The organism is Vibrio sp. AK197, assembly GCF_053903115.1.
The window spans coordinates 873,187-891,275 of the sequence record NZ_CP096429.1 but is presented as its reverse complement, the minus strand read 5'-3'; the positions used below and the strand labels follow the sequence as shown (position 1 = coordinate 891,275).

Genomic DNA, 18,089 nt, shown 5'->3' with positions numbered 1-18,089 from the left:
ATGCCACTAAAAAACAAGTTGCAACCAGTATACTTTTAGTAACCTAGCTTTGATTTGTCTGAGCCATTAACTCAGTTAAGATCTGTTTGTAGCCTTCTACGGGATGCGCCCCTGAAACACCATGTTCTCCATTAAAAATCACCGTTGGTACACTCGATACGCCCATTTTTTGCCATTGTTTCTCTGTACTACGGACTGAACTGCGTCGTTGTGCGTCATTTAGCCAACGCATTCCTTCTTCTGGGTCTAGGCCCACAGAAATTAGCGCTTGCTTAAGAACTTCATGGTTAGAGACGTCTTTCTGCTCACTGAAAAAGGCGGTAAAGAAATGCAATTTTAGTTCAGTTTGCTTGCCCATACTCTTGGCGTAATCAAGCAAAAGGTGTGCGTCAAAGGTATTCACCATCTTCATTTCATCAAAGTAGTTAAACTTGAAGTCATGTTCAGCGCCAATGCTGGCGATACGAATGCGCGCGTTTTTACTTTCCTCTGCGCTACTGCCATATTTACGAGCAACGTGATCTCGAAGGTTTTCACCTTCGGCTGGCATATCAGGGTTCAGTTCAAAAGGCTGCCACTCAATCTCGATGCGATCTTCGATGCCAAGTTGTTTGATAGCCGCTTTTAAATGGTTATATCCGATGATGCACCACGGACAGACAACATCACTAATAATGTCGAGCTTAATAGTATTATTCATATGAGTCCCCTACTTAAAGCACTGTGCTCACGCGGCAAACAGTGCTTTAAGTTGTGCTTGCTTGTTCTTGACGGAGTTTAACGCTCGCTAGGATGCGTCCACGCAAACTTCTGGAAGGGCACATCTGGCTGAGTATGTGCCAGTGCGTTAGTGAAGTTTGAGATAAGCTTAGCAGACAAGCCAGTCAGTACTTCCAGCGCTTGACGTTTGGTAAAACCGGCGTTGAGGAATGCTTGCAGTTTTTCATCACCGATATGGCCACGGTTATCGAGCAGTGCTTTGGTAAAATCATGCAGTACTTGCAGCTTTGCATCAGGAATGACAGTGCCTTCACGCAATGCTTCAATCACCTCATCTGGCATTTTTCCCGCCTTCATCATCCATGTATGACCGGGGACACAATAGTGACAGTTATTTTCAAAGTTTGCGGTCATAAAGACCACTTGCTGCTCCAATGGACTGAACGTTGTGTTTTTCATAAACAGGTCAAAGACCGTGTTGTAGGCTTCGTAGGTAGCCGGGGCTTCAGCAAGGACCGCGTGCAAGTTTGGTAGCATACCGAAGCCTTTTACTGACTGAGCGACCAGTTCTTTAGACTCTTCAGGAGCCGTTTCTGCAGTGTAATAAGTAAATTCAGTACTCATAAAAACCCCCTCAAAAGTGTGCGTCTAGGTGTGCTTCAAAGCGAGCAAAGTCGTTCTCAATGTCCGCGTTTTTCATAACGTCGTAACAAGCAAAGGTTGGCAGTGCCGACATGCCAAAGAAGCGGAAGTTGGTGTGCATGTGGAACATCAAGTCATCCACACTGCGACCTTGGAATAGGTACTCACTATCATCATTAAATGACTCTTCTGGCGCATTGAATGTCAAAGACAGCATGTATTTCGTATTGGTACGAGTACCGCCTGTTCCATAGTTTTTCTTTGGCTCTTCCGGCGTTCTGCCATCAAAGGCACACAGCGCCCCCCTCATCCCCGCCGTGAAAACATCATCCATGTACTTTTTGAAAGACCACGGAATCGTCATCCAGTTGACAGGCGATTGAAGTATTACTCGGTCTGCCCACTCAAAGTTCGCCAATTGTTCATCCACTACGATGTCGTCTCGCATTGTGACAACGTGCACTTCGTGCCCCTTTGATTGTAACTGGGTGCGAGCTTTCTCTACTAAAGCCGCATTGAGTTTTCCTTCAGAAAATGGAGATGGCTCGTGTGCGTTAATGATTAGAACGTTACTCATGATAATAACCCTTCAATATTTGGATGTTTACAGAGCGAATAATGATTTCGCTGTCTTGCGGTTTATTATGGTTACCTGCATTTCTAGTGCAATTAGTTAACTTTTAGTAACCACCATAAAGGTCGAGAGAAATGGCATTAAGCCCATGTTTAATGTGACTTTTATTTTTTACATTGGAGTGGGTATATGAGGGGATAGGCGGTTAAAGGTTACCAAAAGTATACTAGTTGATTAATGTCGTGTGGCTACCATAATACACCACAACATTGGACACCCTCCTAAGACTGTGCCGATGATTTTTTCTGAACTAACTCGGTCCCCCGAACATGAAAGCACCAATCACAAATCAATTAACCAACAACAGAAAGACGGCACTAGCCCTGGTCCCATGGATTTTTGTGTTTCTGTGGAGTACAGGTTTTATCGGTGCAAAATATACGGTTGCCTATAGCGAACCTTTCTATCTGCTGTTTCTGCGTGGAATGCTGTCTTGCGTAGCTTTCGCAACTTTAGCTTTTTTAGCCAAAGCTAAATGGCCAACAATAACAACAGCTATAAAACAATTAACAACCGGTCTGTTGATTCAGGCAATGTTCCTTGGCGGTTGCTTCAAGGCAATTGATCTTGGTATGCCTGCGGCATTTGTTTCGCTGATAACTGGAATGCAACCAATTCTTACTGCTGTAATTCTGACTTCACTATACAGAAAGAGATTTAGCACCATGCAGTGGATTAGTATGGCAGTCGGCTTTGTAGGTGTATTTCTGGTACTCAGCCCAGATAGGGAGCACGGCTCTTCCATTCAGATCACGGCCATTCTCGCTTCAGTTGTTGGTCTGCTAGGCATGACTATGGGTAGCATCTACCAAAAACGCTTTAAAGGGGACGGACATATTCTGACTCAGGTGTTCTTTCAATACGTCTCGCTAACACTGATTATGGGGATTCTGACCCTTGTGTTTGAGAAACAGCAAGCCAATTGGAGCATGAGCTTTATACTGGGACTTGGCTGGTTAGTATTTGTCGTCTCCGTCAGCGCGATCCTTCTTTTGATGTTTATGATAGAAAACGGAGAGTCTACCAAAGTTGCGACATATTTCTATCTGGTGCCTGTGTTTACGGCTATTGAGTCATGGTTGCTATTTGATGAAAGCATACCTGTAATGGCGCTAACTGGAATGGGTTTATCTCTTAGTGGGTTACTGCTATTCCTCCGATCTGCTGACTAGCTAGTTCCCCCCTAGTAGACATGATCTGCTTTAATCAAACCGGACACTTTGATAATGGAATATAAATTGTATTGGATGAGTGAATGTGGCCAACTACATTTAGGCTGGCCACATTGTTTTAATACTAAATGTAATCCGAAAAATTAGAATGTTCGAAAGGTCGTAACTCGGAAATGTCCAGAAACGTGTTACTGATCACCGAGCGATTCTGCCAGCGAACTTGCATAAAGATGCAGGTAAAAGTTATTGATTGAGAATCCCGTCAATGTAAGCTTTTGGGAGAAACCGTTCACCGAATCTTTGCTTCCATTCGCTCGGGCAGTGCCGATAAATCAGGGACAGAATTTATCGGCTTAAATTCAAGTTATCGCGGAAAGGGGCACAAATGAGTCAGCTCAGACCAAGCTGACTCGAAGATGAACATAAACGTTTTAGAAATGGCAGTTTAGCAATAAAGTCGCTGCTATTTTAGAGTGATATTTTAATACTCAGTTATTACTTTCCAAAAAAGCCGAACGCATAAGCGTTCGGCTTTAAGTGAGTTAGGTTTTAAGTCTGTACTAAATTAGCGCGAACGGGCCTTTCCAGCGGTAAGTAGTGCCGTTGAAAGTGACATCGTGGTCATTTTCGTGTTGTTCTTCATCTAAGTTGCATATTGCTACTTGATAGTTCTTGCCAGTCGTTGTTTTGATAGATACAACGGTTCCCACTTCATTGCTTCCAAGAACACTGACCGAATCAACCAAACCACGCGCTCCTATAGAGGCTTCTATCGACTCGTTGAAGTACCCATGTGTTTCTAGCACTGATGCGAATACCTGATTTTTACCAGTTTGGCGGACGATGAGTGCGGGTTCACTTTTTAGGTTAAAGTCCGGATCGTTTGCGCCTGTACGCGCAAATATTACTTCGCCACCGTTTTGAGCACTGGTTACTAGAGAATAGTAGCTAGAGTCATGTAGCCAGCTTACTAATGAACTGCCTGCTACTGTCCCTGAAGCTAAATTCCACAAGTGCTGATATCCGTTGTCTGATCCTAATGGTTTTAACGTGGTTTCCTGCTTGTATTCAAAATCTGTACGAATAATTTGGCCGGAGTAATGGAAAGGTAAGTCGTATTGGTGCTCTTGCTCTGATTCGATCTTGTAAATATCGATAATCAGTGGTTTCTCGAATTCTTCTAGATCAGCAAGAATAATGCTCCGTTGCATATCAACGCCTTCGTAGTAGCCGGAAATTTGGCCACTCATACCTTGTAATTTCTCATTCTCTGCATTGAAAAAGTGCTTTGTGCCAAATTTACTTTCTGCTAATGCGGTATTGAAATTATTCTGTGTTTTTTGATCAACCGTTACCGTATTGTGAGCAACAGTTTGTTTACAGTAGGATTTGTTTTCCGGGATGTAGCGTCCACCAAACTTTGGTTCTACATTAACCCAACGACCAAAACCGTAATCGTGAAGTACTTCATGCCCACGGTTGAATACACTAAGGTGCAGCCCATCGTAATGTCCATGGTCTAGTGCTGAGTGATATTGGTGATCTGAACCATGTTGTCCGAACCAAATTAGGGACATTGTGTCATCATCCTGATCATCACGATGACGTAAAATAGTCAGGCCACCTTTTTCACCTTTTGGTCCATCAGTAACATATAAACTTCCCCAGTTGAATGGTTTGATGTCATCTGTTTTTTCTACCGCATCAGAAAGCGTTTTCCCTGAAATATGAACCCATACATTTTGTTGGTGGTTTGCCATTCCTAATAATGTTTCTGCTTGCTCATAGCGATGGAAGCATACCGACGTAGCCATAATTACGCCTTCGTCATTGATTGAAATGGTTTTTGAAGAGTCATTTAGTGCGGGTAAAGTGCCATCCGGAAACGCTGTCTTAAATACCGAGTATGACGTTGTTTTAATCACTGAGTCATTGAACTCATAGATTTTCAATTCAGGTTGACGACGCTCGATTGCTTCTGCAAACAGGTAAATAGGGCGTAGTGAGAAACGGTGGTAGTAAGGCCCTTCCATGTAATAGCCATCAGGTGAAAACAGTTGGTCTAATTGCGCTAGAAAGCCACCGCTGACTTTATCTAATTTTAAGCCATAAAGAGCTTTGTCTACGGATTCTTGATCATTAATGGCATAGCCACAAATACCAACAGCGGCCACAGCCCATAAACCGTGATTGTGAACAATATCGAAATCATGGCCGTAAGTGACTACGAACAGTTCGATCATCCGTTTAAACAAGTCATTCTCAATTAGCGATCTTTGTTCTTTTTCTAACGTGTGATAGATACAACTGTAGGCACAAGAAGCGTAGAGCATCCACATATTTTCGTTAAGAGTCTGATGGAATATTTTGCCTGGAGGGTTTGAGTCTCTACTGGTGTTACTTTCTAATGTTGGGTACACCTTTGCATAGGCAGTAAGCATTTCAACAATGTAATTACGGTATTTTTGCTCGCCAGTGATCAGAAATAGTCTGCCTGCTAGATCCATATGAATGTAGTTTTGTTTGTGACGATTATGTTCATAACCACCGCCTTCACCATGGCCCGGAACTTCAATACCGATGTTAGTAATATAGTTGTCCGTTTGTGCGATATCACGAGAGAGAGCTTTTCCCAGTAGGCTATCTGTTCCCAGTGCGGTACTTAACTCTTTCGCCTCTTCAAAACTGATTAATAGTGGTTGATAGCTCATCGTTATTTCTCCTGCCCGTTTGGCTGAATTTCAACAGAATGCGAGCCAGTCCATTGATATGTTTTATTATTAATTTTCATTGTGTTATTCGTTTGATTATCAACGTATGGGTTATTGCTAACCATTACCGTAACGGTTGATTTTTCTGTTTGGATTTCGATAACACTTGCGGTTTCATCGTATCCAATGATTCGTATATCACTTACCAACCCTCTAGCATTGACGGATTGCTCAAACTCTTCGTTAAAATAGCCATGTGTTTCAAGTGTTGATACGAATAAGCTTGATTTCCCTAGAGTGCGTAAGATGAATGCGGGTTCACTTCTTAGATTGAAACTAGGGTCATTTGCACCCGTTCTAGTGAAGATTATTTCACTGTCGGTATTGGAACTTGTGCCTAACCAAGAGTAGTACGAATTATTTTGTAGCCAGCTAATGAGTGCTGTGCCTTCTGTTTTACCGCTTGCCGTTTTCCATAGGTGTTGATACCCATTTTGTGCACCTAAAGTATTTAGCTCGCTGTCTGCTTTATAGGTGAAGTTCGTACGAATCAGTTGGCCATCATATTGGTGTGAATAGTCGTATTGATGTTCTGTTTCACTATTTATTCTGTACAAATCAAGTAGCAAAGGTGCTTCCAACTCTTCAATATTCAGCATGAACACGCTTCGCTGCATTTTGATGTCCTTCTGGTGGTCATTGGCAAAAGCACTCATACCTTTGACCTCTGAATGATCAACCTGGAAGAAGTGTGGGGCGCCATGCACAGAATCAGCACGCTCTATATCAAAATTATTCTGGCACTGCTCATCAATAGTGATTGCATTGTGGGCAATTGTTTGACGTGCGTACGATTTGTTTTCATCTAGGTAACGTCCGCCAAATTTCGGTTCGACATTAACCCAGCGGCAGTAGCCGTACTCACGCAAAACTTCTTGGCCTCGATTGAAGAAGGTGATGCCTAAAGTATCGAAATGGCCATGATCCATACCATGTTGGCCATAATTCATAACGAGCTGAGAGACATCCCCGTTATTGTCTCGCATTCGAATAAATCCTTGAGCACCTTTGTCACCTTTAGGACCTTCACTGAGTTCAATACTCGGCCAGAAAGGCATACCGATCTCACGACTGTTGGATGCCTTGTCATAGGCATGGGATAGTTCAAGTCCACATGGGTGCATCCAGACAGAATCTTGGATCTTAGCCATACCCATAATATTGTCGTTTAGACCGTAATGCTTACTGTAAACACTAACCGCTATTTGAACACCCATATCGGTAATGCCCATCGTTTTTGAAGCATCGTTGAGAGCCGGAAATTGTCCGTTTGGATAAGCAGTAGCTAATAGAGCCTGAACAGTGTTACCAATGACCTTGTCTTTGTAGCTATAAATATCTATTTCAGGCATATGTCGATGCAAGACTTCAGCAAAGATACAGGTCGGCTGAATAGCATAACGATGATAGTAAGGGCCTTCGATGTAGTAACCGGAAGGAGAAAATAGTTGTGACATTTGAGCGAGGAAGCCGCCAGTGTCATTACGTTCCTGTCCGTACACTGACATCTCTAAGTACTCGCGTTTACCAACAACGAGACCACAAATGCCAACCGCAGCCACAGCCCAGATACCATGGTTATGGATACGGTCAAAGTCGTGGCCGTATTTTTCTATAAACATAGCAAGCATCGGCTCAAATACACCGTCAATCACTGTGTTTCTTTCCTGCTCAGTCATTGTTGAAGCAACGCAAGAGTACGCAAGGCTAGTGAACAATAACCAGCAGTGCTCGTTGAGTATCTGGTGAAATAAACGTCCGGTAGGGTTGGTGTTCTTTTGAACATGAAAGTCGAATGTTAAGTATTTATCTGCATAAATTGCTAATAAATCTCTAACAAATTTTGCATATTTTTTATCCTGAGTAATTAAAAACAACTGACCAGCGGTATGCATGTATAAGTAGTTTTGTTTGTGGCGATTATGTTCATAGCCGCCTGCCTCACCATGGCCTGGTACATCCAATGGTAAACGCATGAATGCATCTAACTCTTTGATGTTTCGGTCTATCGTTTTGCCCATGAGGCTTGTTGTACCAAATTCCTGTTGTAACTCCGCGATTTCCGCTTCATTCATGAGTATTGGTTTCGTCGTCATTTCAGTCACCAAGATTAAAAATAATGAAAATATCTTATCATAAAGTAATACAATATATTTGTGATTTTGGCATGTATTTGAAGAAAAAATCAAATCAAACTTGGTTGGTTTATCTAGTTTTAATTTAGGGTTTGTATAGGTTCGGCTTGTGTTTGGCGATGTTTTTTGCCCAGCGCTTTATAAAATTCATGATGATTAAATATGATTTTTATCACACTTATAAAGTTGTATTGTATGACAATTGAGTTAATTTAAGTATTCTAAGGCCATTCAAATAGAAAACAACATCAAGTAAGCGTATTTGCGATACCGTCTTAACGTTGAGCTGTACTTGCGTTTCTTTGATTTATTAGGAGCAAAAAATGAATCCATTCTTTAATGCAGATGAACACCCATGGGAAGAGCTAGGTGATGGCTTAAAACGCAAAATTATCGGCTATACCGATGACTTAATGGTGGTTCATGTTCAATTTGATAAAGGTGCTATAGGCCATCCTCATTCACATGAAATACATGATCAGATTGGCTACGTTGTTCAGGGCAGTTTTGAAGATGAAGTTGATGGTCAAAAGAAAATCCTAAAGCCTGGTGATGCTTATATCGCTCTTAAGCATTTTGTTCACGGAGCCGTGGCGCTAGAGCAAGATAGTATTTTGCTAGATGTGTTTAACCCTGCGCGTGAAGATTTTTTGAAATAATTTCTAAATGCAGTCGGATTGAAGATTAGGATAACTCTATGAAAACAATCAACATAGCCATTATTGGCGAGTGCATGGTTGAACTGCAAAACAAGAATGGTCAGATTCAGCAGTCATTTGGAGGTGACACTCTAAATACTGCTCTCTACCTTTCACGTTTGACAAAAAACTCGAATGTAAAAACTAGCTACATAACCGCTTTAGGTCATGACCCTTTCAGTCAAGAGATGCTTAATGCTTGGCAAGAAGAGGGTATAGATACTGGACTTGTACTCAAGTTAGATAATAAGCAACCGGGCATTTACTGCATTGAAACTGATAATACCGGTGAGCGCTACTTTCATTATTGGCGTAGTGACTCAGCAGCAAAATACGTATTTGAACAGCCAGAATCGGATTCATTGATTGAAAAACTGTTGTCTTTCGATGTTATCTATTTAAGCGGTATTACCTTAGCAATCTTAACGGAAAGCGGGCGTGCGGAGTTGTTCTCACTACTTGATAAATTTAAGCAGCAAGGTGGCAAAGTTGCTTTTGATAACAACTATCGTCCTAAGTTATGGGCTGATTCCGAAGCTGCAATGAAGTGCCATCTAAAAGTACTTACATATACTGATATTGCACTTTTGACTTTTGATGATGAACAAATGCTGTTTGGTGATGAAAAGCTTGAACAGTGTATTGAGAGAACTTCTTCCGCTGGCGTTAGCGAAATCATTATCAAGCGCGGCAGTGAAGAATGCGTTGTTGTATCTGAAAGTGACATTCAGCACGTAGCTCCGAATAAGATAGATAAAGTGGTCGATACGACAGCCGCCGGAGACTCGTTTAGTGCTGGCTTCTTAGCCAAGAGGTTAGTTGGTGGAACTGCTTGCGAAGCTGCACATGCTGGCCACTGTATGGCAGGTGCGGTGATACAGCACAAAGGTGCCATTATTCCTCAAAGTGCGATGCCTTTATTCACAGATTAATGCTTTCCAATCACTCTGGCGGCTTAGTTTAACGCCAGAGTAAACACCCAAATTTTATGAGATTGTATTTATGAAAACGCTTGATGAACAACTTGCTGAATTAAAAGTAATCCCTGTTATTGCAATTAATAAGGCTGAAGACGCGATTCCTCTAGGCAGAGCTTTGATGGAAAACGGCATGCATTGTGCTGAAATTACACTTCGTACTAGCTGTGCTATCGAAGCTATTCGCATTATGCGCAAAGAGTTTCCAGATATGCTTATTGGAGCGGGCACCGTCATAACGAACGAGCAAGTTGATGCTTCTATTGATGCTGGTGTCGATTTTATTGTTAGCCCTGGTTTTAACCCAAGAACGGTTCAGTATTGCTTTGAGAAAAACATTCCAATTGTTCCTGGGGTTAATAATCCAAGCTTAGTGGAGCAGGCAATGGAAATGGGGCTTCGTACGCTTAAGTTTTTCCCTGCTGAACCCTCTGGTGGTGTGGGAATGCTAAAAGCATTAACCGCGGTTTATCCAGTTAAGTTTATGCCAACTGGTGGTGTAAGTTTAAACAATGTTGACGAATATTTGTCTATTCCATCGGTATTAGCCTGCGGCGGAACCTGGATGGTTCCAACGAAGCTTATTGATGAAGGCTTATGGGAAGAATTAGGGAAACTGGTGCGTGATGCTGTTGAGCATGTAACGAACCTGTAGCGCAAAACTAGTAGTAGGCGAGCATGTGCTCGCTTTATCTCTTTCTATTATGCAATACGTAGCGTCGTTTAAATCAGGAAGAACTAACGGTGTGTCATTTGCTGATTTCAACAAAGTAGAACATTATGCAAAACCAAAAATCTCTTGATGCAATTAAAAAAATCAAGCTGGAGAATGATACTTCAGCCGGTAACTTAGTTGATTTACTGCCAATTAAAGTACAGAAGCGAGACTTTGATTTATCATTTTTGGATAACTTAAGTGTGGAGCGTCCACGCCTTCTAGTTCAAGCACAAGATCTTGAAGAGTTCCAAGGTAAAGTACAGAAAGATGAATCGTTCTGTATGTTTGACGATTTTTATGTCAATTCAACAGCTAAATTTTTAGATGTTGAACCTTATGAAGAACCGCAACCATATCCAGAAGAGACGGTTGGAAAAGCTTCATTATGGAGACCATATTGGCGACAAATGTATGTTGATTGCCAGATGGCTCTTAACGCAACACGCAACCTAGCGATTGCTGGTGTTGTTAAAAAAGATGAATCTCTTATCCTAAAAGCGAAAGCATGGACGTTGAAGCTCGCTTCTTACGATCCAGATGGCGTTACATCTCGTGGTTATAATGATGAGGCCGCTTTCCGTGTTATCGCTGCTATGGCATGGGGTTATGACTGGCTTCATTCATACTTTTCAGAGCAAGAACGTGAGATTGTTCAAACAGCACTAGTTACTCGCTTAGATGAGATTATGCACCACCTGAAAGTGACGGTTGATTTGCTTGCGAATCCACTAAACAGCCATGGTGTTCGTTCTATCTCATCCGCTGTTATTCCAACATGTATAGCTTTATTCCACGATCATCCTAAAGCTGGTGAATATTTGTCATATGCTTTGGAATATTACGCAGAACATTATCCACCATGGGGTGGTGAAGATGGTGGATGGGCAGAAGGTCCGGATTATTGGAATACTCAAACGGCATTCTTGGGTGAAGCATTCGATTTATTGAAGGCTTACACTGGCGTAGATATGTTTAATAAAACTTTCTACGAAAATACGGGCGACTTTCCACTGTACTGCATGCCTGTACACTCAAAGCGTGCAAGCTTCTGTGATCAGTCTTCGATTGGTGATTTTCCTGGCCTTAAACTGGCTTACAACATCAAGCATTATGCAGGTGTTAATCAAAAACCAGAGTATGTTTGGTATTACAATCAGCTTAAAGGTCGTGATACAGAAGCACATACAAAATTCTACAATTATGGCTGGTGGGACTTTGGCTATGATGACTTGCGTTTCAACATTTTATGGGATGCTCCGGAAGAAAAAGCACCATCAAACGACCCTTTGTTGAAGGTATTCCCGATTACGGGATGGGCTGCTTTTCATAATAAGATGACTGAGCGTGATGAACATATTCATATGATCTTCAAGTGTTCACCTTTTGGGTCTATCAGCCATTCTCATGGTGACCAAAATGCCTTTACGTTGCATGCCTTTGGAGAAACTCTAGCCTCTATTACTGGTTATTACGGTGGTTTTGGCGTAGACATGCATACTAAGTGGCGTCGTCATACGTTCTCTAAGAACTTACCGTTGTTTGGTGGAAAAGGCCAATACGGTGAGAACAAAAATACAGGCTACGAAGGTCACCAAGATCGCTTTTGTATCGAGGCTGGTGGCCGTATCGTGGATTTTGATACCGACTCCGAAATCAAAATGGTGGAAGGTGATGCGACCGATTCATATAAGCATTTTGTGCCAGAAATTGAATCATACAAGCGTAAAATTTGGTTCGTAAAAGGGAAGGTATTCGTTATTCAAGATAGAGCTGCTCTTTCTGAAGAGAAAGACATGACTTGGTTAATGCATACTACTTATACGAATGAAATTGCTGACAGATCATTCACTATTCGTGGTGAAAAAGCCCATCTGGATGTGAACTTTATTAATGAAGCACAAGACAATATTGTTTCGGTAGAAAACGTTGAAGGCTTCGGTGATGTTGACCCATATGAATACAAAGATCTAGAGGTTCACCGCCACGTTGAAGTGAAGTTTAAACCTACGAAGCTGCATAATGTGTTGACATTGTTAACCCCAAATAAAAATGAGGGAGAGCAACTGACTGTTACTTATGAAGTTGAAGGTAATACTTTGAAACTTGTTGTTGATGGTGATGCGGTTCAAATTAAATTGAACTGAGTTAATTAATTATTAAATAAATGCCCAGCTTCGGCTGGGCTTTTTATTACTAATACGAACATAAAGTTTGGTGTAAGCCACTTATGTGGTCAAGCAATAGGGAAATAACAAATCTATGTTTAATATCAAATCGCCACATTTACTCGGGTTTAAGAGCAAGTTAATTCTGGTTGTAACAATTGTAATTTCTTTAATTCTTATCAGTTCAAACTGGTATTCATTCGTTCAGATAAAACAAGTACACAAGCAACGGATTGTAGACAGAATTGAAGCATCGTTGTCCGTAGAAGCGAAAAAATTGAGAATGACGTTCGTCGAACTGTAGAAACGGTAAATGCAGTGGCAAACACGTTGAAGTCTCAAAATCTTTCTGTCCCGCAAGAGGAGCTAATGCGTTATGGGGCTACTTTTGGTGGTATAGCAAAAATTATAGTCGGCTATGATGATGGACGGAGCTATACATCTCGTCCTTCTGACTCATTTCCTGGTGGGGTAGGGATCCCCGAGAAGTATGATCCAAGAACACGCTCTTGGTATAAGCAGGCGAAACAAACTAATGGACTTTCTTTTAGTAAATTATTTTTTACCAAAAGCAATCAAACGCCAATGATTGGTGTTATGTATTCGCTTGGAAATAGTGTGGTTTTAGCTGATATTCGATTTGATAAACTGGGTGAACAACTTAGTGGTCTTGAACAAATCTACCAAGCTAAAGGAATAGTAGTAGATGAAAATGGTATGGTAGTTGCGTCCAACTTCGATGCAATACATTCGCAAGACCAAATAAGTTCATTGCCTCAAGAATACAATATTCCAAATATAATTGAACACATTGGAGAATTGTTTCCAAGTGAGGTTGGAGGACAACCAATCCTACTAATGGCAAAAGAAATCAGAATTAGCTCAGGTAAAAAATGGTCAATGGTTTCGTTTATCGATCCTAAGATCGCATATTCTGAAATGGACGAACTTATTGTTAGTGAAGTACTAAAAATAATATGTACGATTATTGTCTCAATAATCATTATGTTATTAGTGATGAACTATTTATATCAACCTATAAAATCACTTAGAACCATAGTCGATGAATTATCAAATGGTGAGGGAGATTTAACTCAAAGGTTAGTTGTAAAAAGCGATGATGATTTGGGAAAGATAGCGGATGGAATCAATAAGTTTATAGAGCAGATACAATTTTTGATGTTAAAAATCGAAAGCGCCTCTACATCTTTAAAGGAAAATGTACAGCAACTTGAAGTACAAGCTGATGAAACCAGCTACATATTAACTCAGCATTCGAAAGAAACAGAACAAATTGTTACTGCGATAGAAGAGTTGAATTCTACAGCCGAAACTGTTGCACAGAATGCAGAAACAACAGCTAATTCAACCAACTCTGCTTCAGAATATGGAAAGCTATCTAAGACGGCTGTATGCAGCACACAGGAACAAGTAAGCCAATTGGCTACTGAGGTAGAAAATACAGCAGCTAGCTTACAAAATATGAGCAATGAATCTAAAGAAATTAGTAATATTTTGACAGTAATTGGAGAGATTGCAGATCAGACAAATTTATTAGCACTAAATGCTGCTATTGAAGCAGCAAGAGCTGGTGAACAAGGTCGAGGCTTCTCGGTTGTGGCAGACGAGGTACGAACTCTTGCAAGTAGAACACAAGATAGTACGGAAGAAATAAATCAGACACTTAAACGGTTATTATCCATTAATGATGAAGTCGTGCGTGCAATGGAGAACACTAAAACCAAGGGTTTTGAATCTACGAATAATATTGTTAGTGTTGGTGCTAGTCTTGATAATTTAACGGAACAAGTCTCGTGTATTAACGACTTAATGGCTGAAATAGCTACGGTGGCTGAGCAGCAAAGTGGAGTTACCCAAGAAATTAGCCTAAATATGAATGCATTGAGTAGCTTAGTTGGTGCGTTATCTCAAAACGTAGAGAAAACGATGAATCAAGCTGGGTATATATCTCAAATTAATTCCAATTTAGTTCTAGTGGTAAATCAGTTTAAGTTGCGTTGAATTTGCTCTGTGTGAATTAAACAAACTTTGATGGAGTTGTTCGTAACATTCTTCATTATTGCAAACCCAGTTTAGGCTGGGTTTCTTTGTTACATATAAACTGTGGGGATAATGACTCTGGTGTTTTAAGAAAGGTGTATAGTATCCATTGATTAATTTCCAATTCACTAAATTGCTCTATATTGAGTTGAATTTCGAAATCTCTATTCATCAATTTCAAGTATATGCTCGATATTGAAGCAATATGCTAGTCCAATAGTACAAATTGATAGATTTTGCAATTTCCCCAATGAAAGTAGGTATTTATGAGTCGTAGGAAGTTAAAAACACCTAGCCCTAGAACGTTTATAGGGGGGAGATCCATTAAGGCTAGGTGAAAGAGCCAGTAATTTATCGTTACTGGCTCATAAACTGTCATGCGTTTTACGAGGACGAGACAGCTTAAATTTGATTATCACTTATTAATTGAGTGATTTATTTTTTTAGGTTCAGGAAATAGTCAAAGATTTCTGGTACGTTGCCGTTACCCATACCGGCTTCAAACGCCGCTTGTAGGTTAGCTGATGAACCTTCTGCAATTTTAGATTCTGTTCCAAGGTCAGAAACCATTTCTAAGAAGTAACCCAAATCTTTATTTGCATTTGCAATTGAGAAGCCTAGATCACTCACACCATCAACAGCGTAATTCTTACAGAAGTGCATAAATGGTGAGTTTGAAGGGCCAGTAGACATGATGTCGAATAGTTGCTGACGATCTACACCCGCGCGGTCAGCCACAGCAAAAGCTTGAGACATCGCACAAACGGTTGTCATACCCATAAAGTTGTTCACTAGCTTGGTTGTGTGACCAGCGCCTAGTTCACCTAGATGGAATACGTTTTCACCTTGCTCATCAAGAACAGGTTTAACTTTGTTAAATGTTTCGATGTCGCCAGCAGCCATGATATTTAAGAGACCATCTTTAGCGTGAGCAGGTGTACGGCCTAATGGAGCATCGATCATGCCAGCGCCTTTAGCCGCCAAATCTGCACCAATCTTACGAGTAGAAGCTGGGATTGAAGTACCGAAGTCGATTAATACTGAACCTTCTTTTATACCTGCCAGAATACCGTCATCAGCATAAACTAATTTTTCTACAACGGCAGAAGTGGTTAGACATAGCATAACAATATCGCTTGATTCTGCTAGCTCTTTAGCTGAACTCATTTTTTGAGCGCCACGGGCAACACAAGTAGCTACTGCTTCAGTGTTGAGATCCATAACGTTTAGCTCGTATCCACGTTTTTGTAGGTTTTCAACCATATTGCCGCCCATTAGACCCAGTCCAATGAAACCAATAACAGGTTTAGTCATATCTTACTCCAAATATACTATTGTATGATTATATGGTTTGATGTTATCGCTATATAAAGGATTTGGCAATGACTTAAGGACAGAGCTATTTCGGGTGGTGTATAAGTGTTATGTAACAAAAGTCGTTTATTATCATATATTTATATTTATTTTCTGGGATTGGTAGATTGATTTGAATATTTTAATTGTATGACAATTATGTGCGAGCGCTCACACAAATATCGCAAAAAATGATGTTATGGCTAGTCAAATAAAAGCCTGAGGCGCAGGTGTCACGTGATCAACTTCTGTTTGGATAGGTCATCGACCGCAGTAATGTGTTGATTTTGGGCTGTAGATCAGATTAAAAAGCCAATAAATGTGAGTAATCAAACAATTCTATTAGTTGATAGTACATCTAAAAACAAAACTGGATTATATGTATGACAATAATACATATAAGGAGTTGTTAGATGAAACAAATATTAGTTCTTACCAGTTCTCTTCTTTTGTCTGTGCCTGCTTTAGCTAACATTGCTAATAATGGTGTTGATTATCCAGTACCTGCCGACAAATTTGACATGCGTAATTGGAAAATTACCATTCCTTCAGATATCAATGAGGATGGTCGAGTAGATGAAATTGAAGGGGTAGCGATGATGAGCTACTCTCACTCAGATTTTTTTCATTTAGATAAAGACGGCAATATTGTGTTTGAAGTTCACAATAAAGCAATTACGACAAAGAACTCAAAGAACGCCCGTTCAGAGCTGCGTCAGATGGCTCGTGGTGCAGACTTTTCGATTGATACTCACGACAACAAAAACAACTGGGCGCTTTCTAGCCACCCTGATGCTGATTCCTTTAGTTCGGTTGGTGGAACTTTAGAAGCAACGCTTAAAGTTAACCACGTATCTTTACACGCTAAGTTTCCAGAGAAGTATCCGGCGCATTCTGTAGTTGTTGGGCAAATTCATGCTGAAAAAGACAATGCTCAAATAAAGGCAAAAACTGGATTTGGTCATGGTAATGAGCCAATTAAGATTTTCTACAAGAAATTCCCAGGCCATAAAATGGGGTCTGTGTTTTGGAACTACGAACGTAATCTAGAAAAGAACGATCCCAATAGAGCTGACATTGCTTATCCGGTGTGGGGACGTACATGGGAGAACTCAGAGGAGCCGGGTGACTCTGGAATAGCATTGGGTGAAGAATTCAGCTACAAGATTGATGTACAAGGTACAATGATGTACCTGACATTTGAGACAGAGCGTCATGACGCGGTGAAATACGAGATTGACTTAAGCAAGGGAGTTGACAGTAAAGATTCACCACAGGGATATGCGAAAGATGCATTTTACTTTAAGGCTGGCGCCTATGGTCAGTGTAGCGTTCAAGAATCTCACCCAGTCTGGGGGCCGGGTTGTGAAGGAACTGGTGACTTTGCCATTGATAAAAAGAATGGAGACTATAATAGTGTAACGTTCTCTGCTTTGAAACTGAATGGACACTAATCAGTCTTAAGCAACTAAGCCTCCAACTGCTAAATGTGATTGGAGGCTTAATTGTTTTGGTTATTTGCTAACTCGGCTATGGGCAATGGACAGATGCTTCACAGTTAGCGGCTGTAACTCGTCAGCATAAAATGACTTTGATAAAAGGGAGCTTCACGATTAGTAAACATATTTAACAGACTTGTTTTATTTGCGATGAACTCTGATTGCGTATTGTTAACTTGTCGCGTTGTCAAAATTGTACGTAGAGAGTACGTAACATCAACATACAAAGGTGCGAGTGATTCGCAATTAACAAACCACAACAAAGATTTTTACTTCCATCTTCGATGGCTGCAAGGAAGTCTGAATTCTCATTTGCAGACAACGCTGATGATGCAGTGTCGTATTTTGAAAAATCTAAATAGTGAACATCTATATTTTTTGCTTGGCTAGTAAGGTGACATTTTGAATAAAATCTGCGTGAAGTACGTCAGAATCAGCAACAGAAATTCTAAAGTCCATTTCCCACGCAAATCGCACGAAGTTATGGGGAGTTATATGCTTCTTGGCTAAGACGCTATTTTTACTATTGTTCAATATAAACTCC

At 40.7% G+C, this 18,089-nt stretch carries 13 protein-coding genes; 7 read left to right on the top strand and 6 right to left on the bottom strand.

From position 1 onward, the window contains the following. Positions 1 to 43: 43 nt before the first annotated feature. From M1D72_RS03990 to M1D72_RS03980, 3 genes are all read right to left on the bottom strand, one after another. Positions 44 to 700 carry a DsbA family oxidoreductase gene (locus M1D72_RS03990; RefSeq protein ID WP_456294603.1) on the bottom strand — a complete coding sequence of 219 codons (657 nt, stop codon included), beginning with the start codon at positions 698 to 700 and terminating at the stop codon, positions 44 to 46. A gap of 77 nt (positions 701 to 777) precedes the next feature. Next, positions 778 to 1,344 carry a carboxymuconolactone decarboxylase family protein gene (locus M1D72_RS03985; protein ID WP_456294602.1) on the bottom strand — a complete coding sequence of 189 codons (567 nt, stop codon included), beginning with the start codon at positions 1,342 to 1,344 and terminating at the stop codon, positions 778 to 780. Positions 1,345 to 1,354: 10 nt separating this feature from the next. Further along, positions 1,355 to 1,939 carry an NAD(P)H-dependent oxidoreductase gene (locus M1D72_RS03980; RefSeq protein ID WP_456294601.1) on the bottom strand — a complete coding sequence of 195 codons (585 nt, stop codon included), beginning with the start codon at positions 1,937 to 1,939 and terminating at the stop codon, positions 1,355 to 1,357. A gap of 326 nt (positions 1,940 to 2,265) precedes the next feature. Between M1D72_RS03980 and M1D72_RS03975 the strand changes: the two genes are divergently transcribed. Next, a complete protein-coding gene (locus tag M1D72_RS03975) occupies positions 2,266 to 3,168 on the top strand; it encodes a DMT family transporter (RefSeq protein ID WP_456294600.1) in 903 nt (300 codons plus the stop codon). A gap of 560 nt (positions 3,169 to 3,728) precedes the next feature. Here M1D72_RS03975 and M1D72_RS03970 read toward each other — a convergent pair. Further along, positions 3,729 to 5,879: a heparinase II/III domain-containing protein gene (locus M1D72_RS03970; protein WP_456294599.1), complete on the bottom strand. Its 2,151-nt coding sequence runs from the start codon at positions 5,877 to 5,879 to the stop codon at positions 3,729 to 3,731. Positions 5,880 to 5,881: 2 nt separating this feature from the next. Beyond that, the gene (locus M1D72_RS03965) at positions 5,882 to 8,035 is read right to left on the bottom strand and encodes a heparinase II/III domain-containing protein (RefSeq protein ID WP_456294598.1); all 2,154 of its coding nucleotides are present in this window, start codon (positions 8,033 to 8,035) and stop codon (positions 5,882 to 5,884) included. Positions 8,036 to 8,397: 362 nt separating this feature from the next. Here M1D72_RS03965 and M1D72_RS03960 point away from each other — a divergent pair, with 362 nt between their 5' ends. The 5 genes from M1D72_RS03960 to M1D72_RS03940 all read left to right on the top strand — a co-directional run bounded on the left by M1D72_RS03960 (position 8,398) and on the right by M1D72_RS03940 (position 14,654). After that, positions 8,398 to 8,733: a cupin domain-containing protein gene (locus tag M1D72_RS03960; RefSeq protein WP_456294597.1), complete on the top strand. Its 336-nt coding sequence runs from the start codon at positions 8,398 to 8,400 to the stop codon at positions 8,731 to 8,733. Between the two features lie 38 nt (positions 8,734 to 8,771). Then, on the top strand, positions 8,772 to 9,704 hold the full coding sequence (gene kdgK, locus M1D72_RS03955) for a 2-dehydro-3-deoxygluconokinase (protein WP_456294596.1): 933 nt from the start codon (positions 8,772 to 8,774) through the stop codon (positions 9,702 to 9,704). A 70-nt stretch (positions 9,705 to 9,774) separates the two neighbouring features. Next, the gene (locus M1D72_RS03950; RefSeq protein WP_456294595.1) at positions 9,775 to 10,404 is read left to right on the top strand and encodes a bifunctional 4-hydroxy-2-oxoglutarate aldolase/2-dehydro-3-deoxy-phosphogluconate aldolase; all 630 of its coding nucleotides are present in this window, start codon (positions 9,775 to 9,777) and stop codon (positions 10,402 to 10,404) included. 125 nt (positions 10,405 to 10,529) lie between these two features. Next, positions 10,530 to 12,611, top strand: a complete 2,082-nt coding sequence (locus M1D72_RS03945) for a DUF4962 domain-containing protein (protein ID WP_456294594.1) — start codon at positions 10,530 to 10,532, stop codon at positions 12,609 to 12,611. Between the two features lie 339 nt (positions 12,612 to 12,950). Then, positions 12,951 to 14,654, top strand: coding sequence for a methyl-accepting chemotaxis protein (locus M1D72_RS03940; RefSeq protein ID WP_456294593.1), 1,704 nt, complete (start codon positions 12,951 to 12,953; stop codon positions 14,652 to 14,654). A 474-nt stretch (positions 14,655 to 15,128) separates the two neighbouring features. Here M1D72_RS03940 and M1D72_RS03935 read toward each other — a convergent pair whose 3' ends face one another. Then, complete coding sequence (locus M1D72_RS03935; protein ID WP_456294592.1) at positions 15,129 to 16,007, bottom strand: NAD(P)-dependent oxidoreductase; 879 nt, start codon at positions 16,005 to 16,007, stop codon at positions 15,129 to 15,131. A gap of 452 nt (positions 16,008 to 16,459) precedes the next feature. On the opposite strand from M1D72_RS03935, the gene M1D72_RS03930 reads away from it, so the two are divergent. After that, entirely contained in the window at positions 16,460 to 17,500 is a 1,041-nt protein-coding gene (locus M1D72_RS03930; protein WP_456294591.1) for a polysaccharide lyase family 7 protein, read from the top strand. Positions 17,501 to 18,089 lie beyond the last annotated feature (589 nt).

Bases quoted from the DNA above. Each gene is read 5' to 3' on its own strand.
- kdgK (WP_456294596.1), top strand. From the start codon at position 8,772: ATGAAAACAATCAACATAGCCATTATTGGCGAGTGCATGGTTGAACTG.
- M1D72_RS03945 (WP_456294594.1), top strand. From the start codon at position 10,530: ATGCAAAACCAAAAATCTCTTGATGCAATTAAAAAAATCAAGCTGGAG.
- M1D72_RS03950 (WP_456294595.1), top strand. From the start codon at position 9,775: ATGAAAACGCTTGATGAACAACTTGCTGAATTAAAAGTAATCCCTGTT.
- M1D72_RS03980 (WP_456294601.1), bottom strand. From the start codon at position 1,939: ATGAGTAACGTTCTAATCATTAACGCACACGAGCCATCTCCATTTTCT.
- M1D72_RS03960 (WP_456294597.1), top strand. From the start codon at position 8,398: ATGAATCCATTCTTTAATGCAGATGAACACCCATGGGAAGAGCTAGGT.
- M1D72_RS03965 (WP_456294598.1), bottom strand. From the start codon at position 8,035: ATGACGACGAAACCAATACTCATGAATGAAGCGGAAATCGCGGAGTTA.
- M1D72_RS03990 (WP_456294603.1), bottom strand. From the start codon at position 700: ATGAATAATACTATTAAGCTCGACATTATTAGTGATGTTGTCTGTCCG.
- M1D72_RS03985 (WP_456294602.1), bottom strand. From the start codon at position 1,344: ATGAGTACTGAATTTACTTATTACACTGCAGAAACGGCTCCTGAAGAG.
- M1D72_RS03975 (WP_456294600.1), top strand. From the start codon at position 2,266: ATGAAAGCACCAATCACAAATCAATTAACCAACAACAGAAAGACGGCA.
- M1D72_RS03935 (WP_456294592.1), bottom strand. From the start codon at position 16,007: ATGACTAAACCTGTTATTGGTTTCATTGGACTGGGTCTAATGGGCGGC.
- M1D72_RS03930 (WP_456294591.1), top strand. From the start codon at position 16,460: ATGAAACAAATATTAGTTCTTACCAGTTCTCTTCTTTTGTCTGTGCCT.
- M1D72_RS03970 (WP_456294599.1), bottom strand. From the start codon at position 5,879: ATGAGCTATCAACCACTATTAATCAGTTTTGAAGAGGCGAAAGAGTTA.